The following is a 13,881-nucleotide window of genomic DNA, read 5'->3' on the forward strand; positions in this document are numbered from 1 at the left end:
GCGGAGCGGTGGATGAGTGGTTTAAGTCGCACGCCTGGAAAGCGTGTGTGGGTTTATCCCCACCGCGGGTTCGAATCCCGCCTGCTCCGCCACGAAACCTAAAAAATGCGACCTTCGGGTCGCCTTTTTTTGCCCAAATCAGGCCCCCCCTGCCCATAGGAGGCAATAGGTCAACTCAGCCAGAGTGTGGCCAGGCCCAGGAACGCAAAGAAACCCATCACATCGGTCACCGTGGTGAGGATCACGCCTCCAGCCAGCGCGGGATCAATGCCCAGGCGGTGCAGCAAGAGCGGTATGGTTAATCCAGCGGCGGCGGCACACAACAGGTTGACAAGAATAGCCGCGCCAATGATGCCGCCCAGCATGGCACTGTCAAACCATGCGAACACCAGCAAACCAATCACGATCGCCCAAAGCAAGCCGTTGATGACGGAAATGCCCATCTCGCGGGTGAAGAGCAAGCGCATATTGCCCTTCTGGATTTGGCCCAGTGCCAGACCCCGGATCACCAGCGTCAGCGTCTGGCTGCCTGCGATACCGCCCATGCTGGCCACGATGGGCATAAGTACCGCCAAGGCCACCAGTTGCTGCAAGGTGGCTTCAAAACGGCTGATGACCGCTGCTGCGAGCAGCGCAGTAACCAGGTTGATACCCAGCCACACGGCTCGACTGCGCGAGCCGGCCAGAATGGGTCCAAAGGTGTCAGCATCCTGATTCAGACCGGCCATCTGCATCACCGAACGGTCGGCGTCTTCGCGTATTCGATCGACCACATCGTCCACCGTAATGCGGCCCACCAAGTGCAAATCAGCGTCCACCACGGGAGCCGACAGCAGGTCCAGATCATCAAAAAGCTGAGCCACCTCGGCCGCAGGCATGTCAACGGGAATACCCGCCACCTCGACCTGCATCAAATCAGACACGCGTTCATCGGTGTCGGCCGTGACCAGGGTACTCAAGCGAAGCCCGCCCTGGTAACAGCCATCCCGGCCCACCACCATCAGCATATCGGTCTGGGGCGGCAATTCATCAAGCAAACGCAGATACCGCATGACGGTCCCCACGCGCACATCGGGTCGTACCTCGATCGGATCGGCGTTCATCAAGCCGCCAGCCGAATCTTCAGGGTATGACAGCAGGGTTTCAAGCTGCTGCCGTCGACGCCCGCCCGTGGCGGCCAACAGCCGTGCGCCAATCTCACCCGGCAACACCTGGATCAAATCGACCAGATCATCCAGTTCCAGATATTGAACCGAGGCGGCCAGATCGTCAGGGTCGAGTTCCTGGGCCAATGCGGCACAAATCTCTTCATGCAAAAAAGTCAGCACCCGGCCCGCACGCTCGGTATCGACCATGCTCCAGACTGCGCGGCGTTCATTGGGCGGCAGTGCCTCGAGCAGACCCGCCACCTTGGCGGGATGGGTGCGGTGCAGCAGCTTGCCAACCCGTTTGAGGCGCCCTTCTCCCAGCGCTTCTCGAATAGCCTGCAAGTGCCCTTGCTCACCATGCTTTGTGGCCTGCAACGCAGCGTCATCCAGCAAGGCAACGGGCGCCACATCCTCTTGATCAAGCTCACGCAACTGGTTGCGGGGCTCAGCGCGCAGGTGGGGCAGGATGCGCTCCTCAAGCCCGACGTCCACTTGCTGCCAAAGGGCGGCTCGGCGCTCTTCATCAAGTCGCTCGATCAGCGCCGCAATCTTGGCCGGATGAAGCTTCGATAGCAACTTGCGCACCCGCTTGTTTTTGCCTTCGGCCAGCGCTTCAATGATGTGCTCGCTGTCGGTGACAGCGCGAGAATAGGTGTTTTCCTCCATCACGGCCCTCTCCTGGCCACGTTCTCTGGAGTGCCGCCCGGAGACGCCGCAAACAGCCAAACACCCGAAACGACAATGCCCGCCTTGGCGGTCAATGTGGGCAGTGGGTGATTTGGAAAGGTATACATCGCAGACAAAGAGCTTGCCACAAGTGCTGGCGACCATGAAAAAACCCCGTAAATCATTGACTTACGGGGTTTTTTGGCCTGGTGGGCGGTGCAGGGTTCGAACCTGCGACCCCTGCCGTGTGAAGGCAGTGCTCTACCACTGAGCTAACCGCCCGATTGATCTGGGTCCGATCTATCGGAAGCCTCAAATTATAGCGTTGTTTCAGGTGACATTTTCGCCCCGTTGAAAAAATTCGCCCTGTCTCGTTAGCAAATCAGGCTGCGGTTGCCTGGCGCCACAAAGTCTTGCCTTTGCTCGCCTTGTCCAGATCTTCCAGGGCCACACCGTGGGCAGTTGATTCGACTTCGTTGGCTCGAAGAATGGGCAAGTCGAACTGGCGCAGGTCGACCAAGTCGACTTGAACGCCTTCTGCGCTGCTGTCGGATGTCTCGATCAACAGTGCGTCTTGTCCGCGCGTCATATTGATGTAGACGTCGGCGAGCAGCTCAGCATCGAGCAACGCCCCGTGCAGGGTGCGCCCGGAGTTGTCCACCTCCAGCCGATCACACAAGGCGTCCAGGCCATTGCGCTTGCCTGGGAACATTTCCTTGGCCATGACAAGGCTGTCGATCACATTCGACACCAGGCCTTTGAGTGGCGGGCGCCCCAACAGGCTCAGCTCCTTGTTCAGGAAACTGATGTCGAAAGGCGCGTTGTGAATGATGAGTTCGGCACCTTGCAAATAGTCCAGCAGCTCATCGGCAATCCCGGCGAACTTGGGTTTATCGCGGAGGAAATCACTGCTGATGCCATGGACCTTGAGAGCGTCTTCGTGGCTATCGCGCTCCGGGTTGACATAAAAATGCAGGTTGTTGCCGGTGAGCTTGCGGTTGAGCAACTCAACGCAGCCAATCTCAATGATGCGGTCTCCGCTTTCGGCAGAGAGACCGGTGGTCTCTGTATCTAGTACGACTTGACGCATGGCGAAATCAATGGCCTTCTTTGGCGTGGTTGATCGAATACTTCGGAATCTCGATCGTCACATCTTGCTGCGCCAGGATGGCCTGGCAAGACAAACGCGAGTTCGGCTCCAGGCCCCAGGCACGGTCGAGCATGTCTTCTTCGCCCTCCTCGATTTCGTTGAGGCTCTGCATGCCTTCGCGCACGATCACGTGACAAGTGGTGCAGGCACACACCATGTCGCAAGCGTGCTCAATGTTGACGCCATTGTCCAGCAGCGCTTCGCAAATGGAGGTACCAGCAGGCGCGCTCACGGATTTACCTTCGGGGGCGTATTCTGGATGGGGGAGTATCTTGATCGTGGGCATGGGAAAAGTATCTCTTGAAACGTTCGCGACCTTGGGCTCAGACTTCTTCGAGCTTTTTGCCCGACAGTGCCTGCTGAATGCCTTGGTTCATGCGCTGGGCGGCAAAGGCTTCAGTGCCTTTGGCCAATGATTGGGTCGCCGCTTCGATTGCGGCAGCATCATCGCTTTGCATTTGATGCGACAACGCAGCGATCAAAGTGTCGATTTCGGCCCGCTCGGTGGCCGACAACAAACCCCCATCGGCCGCCAGCGCACTGCGTGTGGCTGCGACCATGCGATCTGCATCCACACGGGCTTCCACCAAAGCGCGGGCTTGCATGTCCTGCTGGGCCGTAGCGAAACTGCTTTGCAGCATCTCGGCAATTTGCTCGTCTGACAGGCCATAGGAAGGCTTCACGTCGATGCGCGCCTCCACCCCACTGCCCTGCTCCCTGGCCTCAACCGACAACAGACCATCGGCATCGACTGTGAAAGACACGCGGATGCGCGCTGCGCCCGCAGCCATAGGCGGAATGCCACGCAGCGTGAAACGCGCCAGGCTGCGGCAATCGGCCACCAGGTCGCGCTCGCCCTGCACCACGTGCAACGCCAGCGCAGTTTGCCCATCCTGGTAGGTGGTGAAATCCTGGGCCAGCGCGGTGGGAATGGCGCTGTTGCGCGGCACGATGCGCTCAACCAGTCCGCCCATGGTCTCAATACCCAGCGACAAAGGGATCACATCGAGCAACAACAGCTCTTCGCCATCGCGGCTGTTTCCAGCCAGGGCATTGGCTTGAATGGAGGCGCCCAGCGCCACCACTTCATCGGGGTTGAGGTTGGTCAGCAAGTCCTGTTCAAAGAACGCGCCGACAGCAGTGCGGATCACCGGCATGCGGGTGGAACCACCGACCATCACCACACCTTGCACCTCGTCTTTACCCAGCCCGGCGTCGCGCAAGACCTTGCGCACGGCCGATACGGTGCGTGCGGTGAGCGCGGCCGTGCAGGCTTCAAAGTCCTGCGAAGAAACGGTCTGTTGAACCGATTTTTCACCGACGGAGGCAGCGAACTCAACGGCGTCAGCGTCGCCCGACAGCACCTCTTTACAACGGCGCGCCTCGGCATGCCAGGCAGCGCGTTCGCTGGCGGTCATTTCAACTGTGATGCCCTGCTGCGCCAACACCCAAGCAGCCATGGCTTGGTCGTAATCGTCGCCACCCAATGCCGAGTCACCGCCCGTGGCCATGACTTCGAACACACCCTGGGTCAGGCGCAGGATGGAAATATCGAACGTCCCGCCACCCAGATCGTAAATGGCATAGATGCCCTCCGAACCGTTGTCCAACCCGTATGCGATGGCCGCCGCGGTGGGCTCGTTGATCAGGCGCAACACGTTGATGCCCGCAAGCTGCGCGGCATCTTTGGTGGCCTGGCGCTGCGCATCGTCAAAATAGGCGGGCACGGTGATCACCGCGCCAAACAACTCGTCGTCAAAACTGTCTTCGGCGCGAAAGCGCAGCGTGGCCAGCAGCTCGGCGCTGACTTCCATGGGCGTCTTGCGCCCCGCCACGGTCTCAACCACGGCCATGCCGTTCTCATCGACCACGTTGTAGGGCAGCTTGTCCGCGTCCACCACCTGGGCACGCGTACGGCCCATGAGGCGCTTGACCGAGCTCACCGTGTTGGCTGGATCCTGAACCTGCGCAGCCAACGCTTCAAACCCTATCTGGCGCCCTGTGCCGCCATGCGCGGGATCGAGATAACGCACCACGCTGGGCAGGATCACGCGGCCATCGGCTGCCGGCAAACATTCGGCCACCCCATGGCGCACAGCGGCCACAAGGGAATGGGTCGTGCCCAGATCGATGCCCACGGCCACGCGGCGTTGGTGGGGATCAAGAGATTGACCTGGTTCGGAAATTTGAAGAAGCGCCATGAATACGGAGTGGTGTCGGTGTTCGGAGTAAAGGGTCTATTGTCCCAGTTGGTCCAGGCGTTGCTCCACATCGCGGGCAAAGCGCTCAACAAACATAAGGGCTCTGACTTGCTGGGCCAGCGCGGCAAAGTCGGCCTGATCATCGGCAGCGACGCGCAAGCCCTCGAGCATGTCGCGCTTCGCACCGGCGACTTCGTCGGCCATGCGCTCCAGATCGGCTGCACTTTCTGCCTCTTCCAGGTCCTCGCGCCACTGCATTTGCTGCATCAAGAAAGCTGGAGGCATGGCGGTGTTGCTCTCGGCGTCCACCGGGGCGCCGTTCAACTCACACAGATAGCTCGCGCGCTTCACCGGGTCTTTGAGGCGCTGATAAGCCTCATTGATACGCACCGACCACTGCATGGCCTGACGCTGCTTGGCGGCATCGGCGGCGGCAAAACGGTCTGGGTGAGCTTCGCGTTGAAGTTCTTTCCAGCGTGCATCCAAGGCACTGCGATCGGTGGCGAACCGGGGCTCAAGCCCAAAAATCTCAAAATCGCTGGATTGCAGCGTTAAACCCATAACAACTTTCTGGCGGGTGTAGATTCACGCTCGCCCCAAAAACAAACACCGCCAACACGCAAACATGCCAGCGGTGCGCGCGCCCCACACAAGAGCGGATGCATCAAATCCGGAAACTCTCACCGCAGCCGCAACGGTCACGTTCGTTGGGGTTGTTGAAGCGGAAGCCTTCGTTCAGGCCTTCGCGCACGAAATCGAGCTGGGTGCCATCGATGTAAGCCAGGCTCTTTGGATCCACCAACACCTTCACGCCGTTGTCCTCAAACACCACATCTTCCGGTGCGATCTCATCGGCGTACTCCAGCTTGTAGGCCAAGCCAGAACAACCCGTGGTCTTCACGCCCAGGCGAACACCCACGCCCTTGCCACGCTTGGTGATGTATCGGGTGACGTGCCTTGCGGCCGCTTCGGAGATGGAGATGGACATATCAATACTTGTTTGCGCGATACGACTCTGCGCATTCATACAGGGCGCCGCAGAGCCGGCTTCGCCGGGCTGCCAGCGTCACCCCCCCGGGGGGGTGACGCCGCAAGCGGCGCAGGGGGCCTCAGCTTGTGTGTTTTTTGCGGTAGTCGTCCACAGCCGCCTTGATGGCGTCTTCCGCCAGGATGGAGCAGTGAATTTTCACCGGTGGCAAAGCCAGCTCTTCGGCGATCTCGCTGTTTTTCAGCGCTGCGGCCTGGTCCAGCGTCTTGCCCTTGACCCATTCGGTCACCAGCGAGCTTGATGCGATAGCAGATCCACAGCCGTAGGTCTTAAAACGCGCATCTTCGATCACGCCTGTTGTGGCATTGACCTTGATCTGCAACTTCATCACATCGCCGCAAGCCGGCGCGCCAACCATGCCGGTACCGACCGACTCGTCGCCCTTGTCAAAAGAGCCCACATTGCGGGGGTTTTCGTAGTGGTCAACGACCTTTTCTGAGTAAGCCATGGTATTTCTCCTTCAGTGTGCGGCCCATTGAATCGTCGAGATATCAATGCCGTCTTTGAACATTTCCCACAAGGGGGACAACTCACGCAGCTTCGCTACGTTTTCCTTGATCGTGCTGATCGCGTAATCGATCTCTTCCTCGGTCGTCCAGCGACCGATGGTCATGCGCAAACTGCTGTGGGCCAACTCGTCGCTGCGGCCCAAGGCGCGCAACACATAGCTGGGTTCCAGACTCGCAGACGTACATGCCGAACCACTGGAAACGGCCAAACCTTTGATGCCCATGATCAGCGACTCGCCCTCGACATAATTGAAGCTGATGTTGAGATTGTGTGGAACACGCCGGGTTTCGTGGCCATTGACGAACACTTCTTCAATGTCGCGCAGCCCCGCGAGCATGCGGTCGTGCAACGCCTGAATACGCTTGTTTTCGGCGTGCATCTCTTCTTTGGCGATCCGGTAGGCCTCGCCCATGCCCACACACTGGTGGGTCGGCAGTGTGCCCGAGCGCATGCCACGCTCGTGACCACCGCCATGCATTTGTGCTTCGATGCGGATGCGCGGCTTGCGGCGCACAAACAACGCGCCAATGCCCTTGGGACCGTAGGTCTTGTGGCCAGTCAGACTCATCAAGTCCACCGGAAGCGATTGCATGTCAATGTCCACACGGCCTGTAGCCTGCGCAGCGTCCACATGGAAAATCACACCCTTTTCGCGGCAGATCGCGCCGAGGGCCGCGATATCTTGAATCACGCCAATCTCGTTGTTCACGAACATGACCGAGGCCAGAATCGTGTCAGGGCGGATCGCTGCCTTGAAAACATCAAGATCAACCAAGCCATCGGCCTGGACATCGAGATAAGTCACTTCAAAACCCTGGCGCTCCAATTCACGCATGGTGTCGAGCACTGCTTTGTGCTCGGTTTTCACCGTGATCAGGTGTTTGCCTTTGGTCTTGTAGAACTGGGCAGCACCCTTCAAGGCCAGGTTGTTGGACTCGGTTGCGCCGCTGGTCCAGACGATTTCACGCGGATCGGCATTGATCAGCGCGGCGATCTGACCGCGGGCAGTCTCTACCGCTTTTTCCGCTTCCCAGCCCCACGCATGGCTGCGTGACGCGGGGTTGCCGAAGTGCTCGCGCAACCAGGGGATCATGGCGTCCACCACCCGCGGGTCGCAGGGATTGGTGGCGCTGTAGTCCATGTAGATCGGGAAGTGTGGGGTCGTCATAAATCGTGCGAAAAATTGAGAGTTCGAAGGCGCAGACGTCACCGCCTGCGAAGTCGGATTATTTGGACAGCGAAGCGCCGAGGGCGAACACCGAGTTGGGCGCATTGACGCGAATGGGCTTGACCACCGGCGCCGATGAGATCGCCCGCTTGATCATGGGCGCGCTTTCAACGACAACGCCTTTGGCCAGTTGATCATCCACCAACGACTGCAACGACACCGAGTCCAGGAAATCAACCATTTTGCGGTTGAGGGCAGCCCACAACTCATGGGTCATGCAGCGGTTGCCTTCGCCCAGGCAGTTTTCCTTGCCTCCACATTGCGTGGCATCGATGGGTTCATCGACCGACACAATGATGTCGGCAACAGTGATGTCAGCGGCTTTTCGACCCAGGGAATATCCACCGCCTGGACCACGGGTGGATTCAACCAGCTCGTGGCGGCGCAGCTTGCCAAACAGCTGCTCCAGATACGAAAGCGAAATTTGCTGGCGCTGGCTGATGGCCGCGAGGGTGACGGGACCATTGTTCTGGCGCAGGGCCAGATCGATCATGGCAGTGACCGCAAAGCGGCCCTTGGTGGTGAGGCGCATCTTCAAGCTCCTTTGGTTTGGCTTGCTGTGTTCGTTTGTTCAAGATCCCGCTCGGCAGACTCTTGAACGCTCGTTTCCCCATTCAATCGCCAGTGGCGATTGCTCCCAAGGAAGGCTTTTTTTCATATCCGACTGTTTTGATCGAGTATACCAGAGACCTTCAATCGCTGTCGGGTATTCCCCAGGAAATCCGGTTGCAGCCCGATCAAGCCACCTGATCGTGACCCGACGCCCCAAACACCTGCGCCTTCAAATGTGAAAGCTGGTCGCGAACACCTGCCGCCTTCTCGAATTCAAGGTTGCGCGCATGTTCAAGCATGAGCTTCTCCAGCCGCTTGATCTCGCGCGCAACATCTTTCTCGCTCATGTCGTCCACGCTGGCGCGCAGCGCACTCTCGGCCGCCAGCCGGTCGGCCTCTTTGCCAGCCTTCTCGCTGTACACGCCATCGATCAGGTCCTTGATGCGTTTGTTGATGCTTCTGGGCTCAATGCCGCGCTCAAGGTTGTGGGCAATTTGCTTGGTTCGCCGCCGCTCTGTTTCCCCAATGGCACGGGCCATGGAGTCGGTCACACGGTCGGCGTAAAGAATGGCCCGGCCATTCAAGTTGCGTGCAGCGCGGCCAATGGTCTGGATCAAGCTGCGCTCTGAGCGCAAGAAACCTTCTTTGTCCGCATCCAGAATCGCGACCAGCGACACCTCGGGAATGTCGATACCTTCGCGCAGCAGGTTGATACCCACCAGCACATCGAAGGCGCCAAGCCGCAGATCGCGCAAGATTTCCACCCGCTCCACCGTGTCGATGTCGCTGTGCAAATAGCGCACCTTGACACCGTTTTCCGTCAGGTAGTCGGTCAACTGCTCGGCCATGCGCTTGGTCAACGTCGTGATCAGCACCCGTTCGTGCTTCTCCACACGGATGCGGATTTCCTGCAGCACATCGTCGACCTGATGGATCGCCGGCCGCACTTCGACCTCCGGGTCCACCAAACCGGTGGGGCGCACCAACTGCTCCACCACTTGACCCGAATGGGTTTTTTCGTAGTCCGCCGGGGTGGCCGATACAAAAATCACCTGGCGCATGCGCTGTTCAAACTCTTCGAGCTTCAATGGCCGGTTGTCCAGCGCGCTGGGCAGGCGGAAGCCGTATTCCACCAGCGTGGTTTTTCGCGACCGGTCGCCTGCGTACATGCCGCCAAATTGACCCATCAACACGTGACTTTCGTCCAGAAACATCACCGCGTCTCTGGGCAGGTAATCGGTCAGTGTGGACGGTGGCTCGCCTTGCGCGCTACCCGAGAGATGGCGCGAGTAGTTCTCAATGCCCTTGCAATGACCGACCTCGGTCAACATTTCAAGGTCGAACCGGGTACGCTGCTCCAACCGCTGCGCTTCGACGAGTTTGCCCATGCCCACCAACTGCGAAAGCCGCTCCCGCAGCTCGTCTTTGATCAGTTCAACCGCATTGAGCACTTGCTCACGCGGTGTCACGTAATGACTGCTGGGATACACCGTGAAGCGCGGGATCTTCTGACGCACCTTACCGGTCAACGGATCGAACAACTGCAACGTTTCCACCTCGTCGTCAAACAGCTCGATGCGGATCGCCATTTCGGAGTGCTCAGCCGGAAACACATCAATGGTGTCACCACGCACGCGGAACTTACCCCTTGAAAAATCGGCCTCGTTGCGCGCGTATTGCATGCGCACCAGCTGGGCAATCAGGTCTCGCTGGCCAATTTTGTCGCCCACTCGCAGGAGCATGACCATCTTGTGGTAACTCTCAGGCTTGCCGATGCCATAAATGGCTGAGACGGTGGCCACAATCACCACATCGCGCCGCTCCAGGATGCTTTTGGTGCAGCTCAAGCGCATCTGCTCGATGTGCTCGTTGATGGCACTGTCCTTCTCGATGAACAGGTCGCGCTGAGGCACATAGGCCTCAGGTTGGTAATAGTCGTAGTAACTGACGAAGTACTCGACTGCGTTCTTGGGGAAAAACTCGCGAAACTCTGAATACAACTGCGCGGCCAGGGTCTTGTTGGGCGCAAATACGATGGCCGGGCGACCCAGGCGGGCAATCGTGTTGGCCATGGTGAAGGTTTTGCCCGACCCGGTCACCCCCAGCAGCGTCTGAAATACCTCACCGTCGTTCACGCCATCAACCAACTGATCGATAGCCACCGGTTGGTCCCCCGCCGGGGGGTACGGCATGAAGAGCTCAAAAGGAGATCCCTCAAAACGCACAAATTCGCCCTCTTGGGCAGGCGCGTCGTCCACAAGACTCAAAGGGATGGACGAAGGCTGGGAAGGCATGGCAGGCATGGGGGGATAAAATCAAAGGTCTAACCAGACAGCGTAACGCAAACCTGTGACACGTGTCTTCTGGCAAATCCGCAAACCGCTCCGCGCCCCTACCCTTCAGGAATTTGAAATGTCCTTGTTCACCGCCGTCGAAATGGCCCCCCGCGATCCGATTCTGGGTCTGAACGAACAATATGCCGCCGACTCCAACCCGCTCAAAGTCAACCTGGGCGTGGGTGTGTACTTTGATGACAACGGCAAGCTGCCCCTGCTGGAATGCGTGCAAGTGGCGGAAAAAGCCATGATGGCCACGCCAACCGCGCGCGGCTACCTGCCCATCGACGGCATCGCCGCCTATGACGCTGGCGTCAAGAACCTGGTCTTCGGCGCGGATTCTGACGTGGTCAAGAGCGGCCGCGTGGCCACCGTGCAAGCCATTGGCGGCACCGGCGGTCTGAAAATCGGTGCCGATTTCCTGAAAAAAATCAGCCCTAACGCCAAGGTGCTGATCTCCGACCCGAGCTGGGAGAACCACCGCGCGCTGTTCACCAACGCCGGCTTCACTGTCGAGACCTACCCTTATTTCGACCAAAGCGTGAATGGCGGCCTGGGCGGCATCAATTTCGACGGCATGCTGGCCGCCCTGACCGCAGCAACTGAAGGCACCATCGTCTTGCTGCACGCCTGCTGCCACAACCCCACCGGTTACGACATCACCCCTGTGCAATGGGACCAGGTGATTCAAGTGGTGAAGGACCGCAACCTGACCGCTTTCCTCGACATGGCCTACCAGGGCTTTGGCTACGGCATCACCGAAGACGGCGCCGTCATCGGCAAGTTCGTGGCCGCCGGGCTGAACATTTTTGTCTCCACCAGCTTCTCCAAGAGCTTCAGCCTCTACGGCGAGCGCGTGGGCGCCCTGAGCGTGGTCGGCAGCAGCAAGGAAGAGACCGACCGTGTGCTGAGCCAGCTCAAAATCGCCATCCGCACCAACTACTCCAACCCGCCCACCCACGGCGGCGCCATTGTGGCCGCGGTGCTGGGCAACCCCGAGCTGCGCGCTTTGTGGGAAAAAGAACTGGGCGAGATGCGCGTGCGCATCAAGGCCATGCGCCAAAAGCTGGTTGATGGCCTGAAGGCCGCTGGCGTCACCAAAGACATGAGCTTCATCACCACCCAGATTGGCATGTTCAGCTACTCCGGCTTGAGCAAGGACCAGATGGTGCGTCTGCGCAGCGAATTCGGCGTTTACGGCACCGATACCGGCCGCATGTGCGTGGCAGCGATCAACAGCAAAAACATCAACCATGTGTGTCAGGCCATTGCCAAGGTGATGTAAAAGTGCCGTCCGAATGACAAAGGGCCACTCTCGAGTGGCCCTTTGTCATTTTGAGCTCTCTACAAAGCGAGCAAATTGTGCAAAACTTGAACACAACCGATACCAGTCACACGTCGTCTACACCTACTTTTCGCCCACAGGCCCCTGAATCCGCCACTTTTTCGCAAACGACACAAACAACCCCTTTACCTAGGTGTTTTCATCGAAACAGGATTCGCAACATCCTGTTATATTGCACTGCAACATAACCAATTCATTCCACACCATGCTTTACCAGATTTACGAAACGCAGCGTTCCATGATGGAGCCCTTCGCCGACCTGGCCGAAGTGGCTGCGAAGTTCTACACCAATCCTGCCATGCCATTGACGCAACTGCCCATCGCGCAGCGCGTATCGGCTGCCTATGACTTGATGCACAGGCTCGGTAAAGACTACGAAAAACCGGAATTTGGCATTCGAACGCTGGCTGTCGACGGCGTAGACGTGGCCATCCATGAGCGCGTTGAAGTGGACCTGCCATTTTGCGAATTGCGCCGGTTCAAGCGCTTCTCTGACGATACCGCCACCCTGGAGAAGCTCAAGAGCCAACCCGTGGTGCTCATCGTGGCGCCTCTTTCGGGGCACTACGCCACGCTCTTGCGCGACACCGTGCGCACCATGCTCAAAGACCACAAGGTCTACATCACCGACTGGAAAAATGCCCGGCTGGTTCCGCTGTCCGATGGCGAGTTTCACCTGGACGACTACGTCAACTACGTGCAGGACTTCATTCGTTACCTACAAAAATCCTATGGAAACTGCCATGTATTGAGCGTGTGTCAGCCCACTGTGCCGGTGTTGGCCGCCATCTCGCTGATGGCTACCCGTGGAGAAACAACGCCTTTGTCCATGACCATGATGGGTGGCCCCATCGATGCCCGCAAGTCGCCAACGGCAGTGAACGATCTGGCCGTGGAACGCAGCCACAGCTGGTTTGAGAACAACGTTATCTACCGTGTGCCCGACAAATTCCCGGGTGCAGGTCGCCGTGTCTACCCAGGCTTCCTGCAGCACACGGGCTTCGTGGCCATGAACCCGAACCGCCATGCAGACAGCCATTACGACTATTTCAAGGATTTGATCAAAGGCGATGACGAAAGCGTCGAAGCCCACCGCAAGTTCTACGACGAATACAACGCAGTTCTCGACATGGATGCCGACTACTACCTGGAAACGATCGCTACCGTGTTTCAGGACTACAAGCTGATGATGGGCACTTGGGACGTCAAAAATCCCAAAGGCAAACTTGAGCGTGTTCGCCCGGAAGACATCACCCAAACAGCGCTGTTGACCGTGGAAGGCGAATTCGATGATATTTCGGGCTCAGGTCAGTCCGAAGCGGCCCACAAACTCTGCACGGCCCTGAGCAAAAGCCAGCGCGGACACTATGAAGCCAAAGGCGCAGGTCACTATGGCATTTTCGCCGGTCGACGCTGGCGTGAGTTCGTCTACCCCGTGCTGCATGACTTTATCCAGTCGCACCAAAAAGCCGCCCAAGCACCTGGGAAAGCGCCTGTGAAACCTGCTGAAACAGCAGCAGCTCTGGCAAAATCCACAGCCGTAGCACCAGCCAAACGGCCCAGCGCAAGCAAAACTGTCGCATCGAAGGCTGCCGCAAAAGTGGCCGCGGCACCTGCGCCAGCCAAACCACGCGTCCGCAAGCCCGCTGCCAAGCGCACCACCAAACCTGCGGCCTGATCACGCCCAGCGGCCAACG

The 13,881-nt window shown here is 58.7% G+C and carries 12 protein-coding genes and 2 tRNA genes; 3 read left to right on the forward strand and 11 right to left on the reverse strand.

The annotated features are described in order from the left end of the window. The first annotated feature begins 2 nt into the window (after positions 1-2). Positions 3-92: transfer RNA gene (locus LPB072_RS13155), tRNA-Ser, on the forward strand. A 78-nt stretch (positions 93-170) separates the two neighbouring features. Here LPB072_RS13155 and mgtE read toward each other — a convergent pair. From mgtE to uvrB, 11 genes are all read right to left on the reverse strand, one after another. Next, positions 171-1,814 carry a magnesium transporter gene (mgtE, locus tag LPB072_RS13160; protein WP_082876927.1) on the reverse strand — a complete coding sequence of 548 codons (1,644 nt, stop codon included), beginning with the start codon at positions 1,812-1,814 and terminating at the stop codon, positions 171-173. A 207-nt stretch (positions 1,815-2,021) separates the two neighbouring features. Beyond that, positions 2,022-2,096 (reverse strand) — tRNA-Val (locus tag LPB072_RS13165). Positions 2,097-2,196: 100 nt separating this feature from the next. Then, positions 2,197-2,904: a DNA polymerase III subunit epsilon gene (gene dnaQ / locus LPB072_RS13170; protein ID WP_066090546.1), complete on the reverse strand. Its 708-nt coding sequence runs from the start codon at positions 2,902-2,904 to the stop codon at positions 2,197-2,199. A 7-nt stretch (positions 2,905-2,911) separates the two neighbouring features. Further along, positions 2,912-3,250: an ISC system 2Fe-2S type ferredoxin gene (gene fdx / locus LPB072_RS13175; protein WP_066090549.1), complete on the reverse strand. Its 339-nt coding sequence runs from the start codon at positions 3,248-3,250 to the stop codon at positions 2,912-2,914. Between the two features lie 37 nt (positions 3,251-3,287). Then, a complete protein-coding gene (gene hscA, locus LPB072_RS13180) occupies positions 3,288-5,165 on the reverse strand; it encodes a Fe-S protein assembly chaperone HscA (protein WP_066090552.1) in 1,878 nt (625 codons plus the stop codon). A gap of 36 nt (positions 5,166-5,201) precedes the next feature. Then, the gene (gene hscB, locus LPB072_RS13185) at positions 5,202-5,726 is read right to left on the reverse strand and encodes a Fe-S protein assembly co-chaperone HscB (protein WP_066090555.1); all 525 of its coding nucleotides are present in this window, start codon (positions 5,724-5,726) and stop codon (positions 5,202-5,204) included. Positions 5,727-5,829: 103 nt separating this feature from the next. Further along, positions 5,830-6,153, reverse strand: a complete 324-nt coding sequence (iscA, locus tag LPB072_RS13190) for an iron-sulfur cluster assembly protein IscA (RefSeq protein WP_066090558.1) — start codon at positions 6,151-6,153, stop codon at positions 5,830-5,832. A gap of 121 nt (positions 6,154-6,274) precedes the next feature. Then, positions 6,275-6,661: a Fe-S cluster assembly scaffold IscU gene (gene iscU, locus LPB072_RS13195; RefSeq protein ID WP_066090561.1), complete on the reverse strand. Its 387-nt coding sequence runs from the start codon at positions 6,659-6,661 to the stop codon at positions 6,275-6,277. A gap of 12 nt (positions 6,662-6,673) precedes the next feature. Then, a complete protein-coding gene (locus LPB072_RS13200; protein ID WP_066090565.1) occupies positions 6,674-7,891 on the reverse strand; it encodes an IscS subfamily cysteine desulfurase in 1,218 nt (405 codons plus the stop codon). Positions 7,892-7,949: 58 nt separating this feature from the next. Then, a complete protein-coding gene (iscR, locus tag LPB072_RS13205; RefSeq protein ID WP_066090568.1) occupies positions 7,950-8,483 on the reverse strand; it encodes a Fe-S cluster assembly transcriptional regulator IscR in 534 nt (177 codons plus the stop codon). A gap of 205 nt (positions 8,484-8,688) precedes the next feature. Continuing rightward, the gene (gene uvrB, locus LPB072_RS13215) at positions 8,689-10,797 is read right to left on the reverse strand and encodes an excinuclease ABC subunit UvrB (protein WP_066090988.1); all 2,109 of its coding nucleotides are present in this window, start codon (positions 10,795-10,797) and stop codon (positions 8,689-8,691) included. Between the two features lie 118 nt (positions 10,798-10,915). Here uvrB and LPB072_RS13220 point away from each other — a divergent pair, with 118 nt between their 5' ends. Both LPB072_RS13220 and phaZ read left to right on the forward strand, forming a co-directional pair. Then, positions 10,916-12,124 carry an amino acid aminotransferase gene (locus tag LPB072_RS13220; RefSeq protein ID WP_066090574.1) on the forward strand — a complete coding sequence of 403 codons (1,209 nt, stop codon included), beginning with the start codon at positions 10,916-10,918 and terminating at the stop codon, positions 12,122-12,124. 265 nt (positions 12,125-12,389) lie between these two features. Then, positions 12,390-13,862, forward strand: coding sequence for a polyhydroxyalkanoate depolymerase (gene phaZ, locus LPB072_RS13225; protein ID WP_066090577.1), 1,473 nt, complete (start codon positions 12,390-12,392; stop codon positions 13,860-13,862). Positions 13,863-13,881 lie beyond the last annotated feature (19 nt).

This window comes from Hydrogenophaga crassostreae (genome assembly GCF_001761385.1).
GTDB lineage: Bacteria > Pseudomonadota > Gammaproteobacteria > Burkholderiales > Burkholderiaceae_C > Hydrogenophaga > Hydrogenophaga crassostreae.

Excerpts from the sequence above, each read along its gene's own strand:
- mgtE (WP_082876927.1), bottom strand. The coding sequence starts at position 1,814 with ATGGAGGAAAACACCTATTCTCGCGCTGTCACCGACAGCGAGCACATC.
- dnaQ (WP_066090546.1), bottom strand. The coding sequence starts at position 2,904 with ATGCGTCAAGTCGTACTAGATACAGAGACCACCGGTCTCTCTGCCGAA.
- fdx (WP_066090549.1), bottom strand. The coding sequence starts at position 3,250 with ATGCCCACGATCAAGATACTCCCCCATCCAGAATACGCCCCCGAAGGT.
- hscA (WP_066090552.1), bottom strand. The coding sequence starts at position 5,165 with ATGGCGCTTCTTCAAATTTCCGAACCAGGTCAATCTCTTGATCCCCAC.
- hscB (WP_066090555.1), bottom strand. The coding sequence starts at position 5,726 with ATGGGTTTAACGCTGCAATCCAGCGATTTTGAGATTTTTGGGCTTGAG.
- iscA (WP_066090558.1), bottom strand. The coding sequence starts at position 6,153 with ATGTCCATCTCCATCTCCGAAGCGGCCGCAAGGCACGTCACCCGATAC.
- iscU (WP_066090561.1), bottom strand. The coding sequence starts at position 6,661 with ATGGCTTACTCAGAAAAGGTCGTTGACCACTACGAAAACCCCCGCAAT.
- LPB072_RS13200 (WP_066090565.1), bottom strand. The coding sequence starts at position 7,891 with ATGACGACCCCACACTTCCCGATCTACATGGACTACAGCGCCACCAAT.
- iscR (WP_066090568.1), bottom strand. The coding sequence starts at position 8,483 with ATGCGCCTCACCACCAAGGGCCGCTTTGCGGTCACTGCCATGATCGAT.
- uvrB (WP_066090988.1), bottom strand. The coding sequence starts at position 10,797 with ATGCCTTCCCAGCCTTCGTCCATCCCTTTGAGTCTTGTGGACGACGCG.
- LPB072_RS13220 (WP_066090574.1), top strand. The coding sequence starts at position 10,916 with ATGTCCTTGTTCACCGCCGTCGAAATGGCCCCCCGCGATCCGATTCTG.
- phaZ (WP_066090577.1), top strand. The coding sequence starts at position 12,390 with ATGCTTTACCAGATTTACGAAACGCAGCGTTCCATGATGGAGCCCTTC.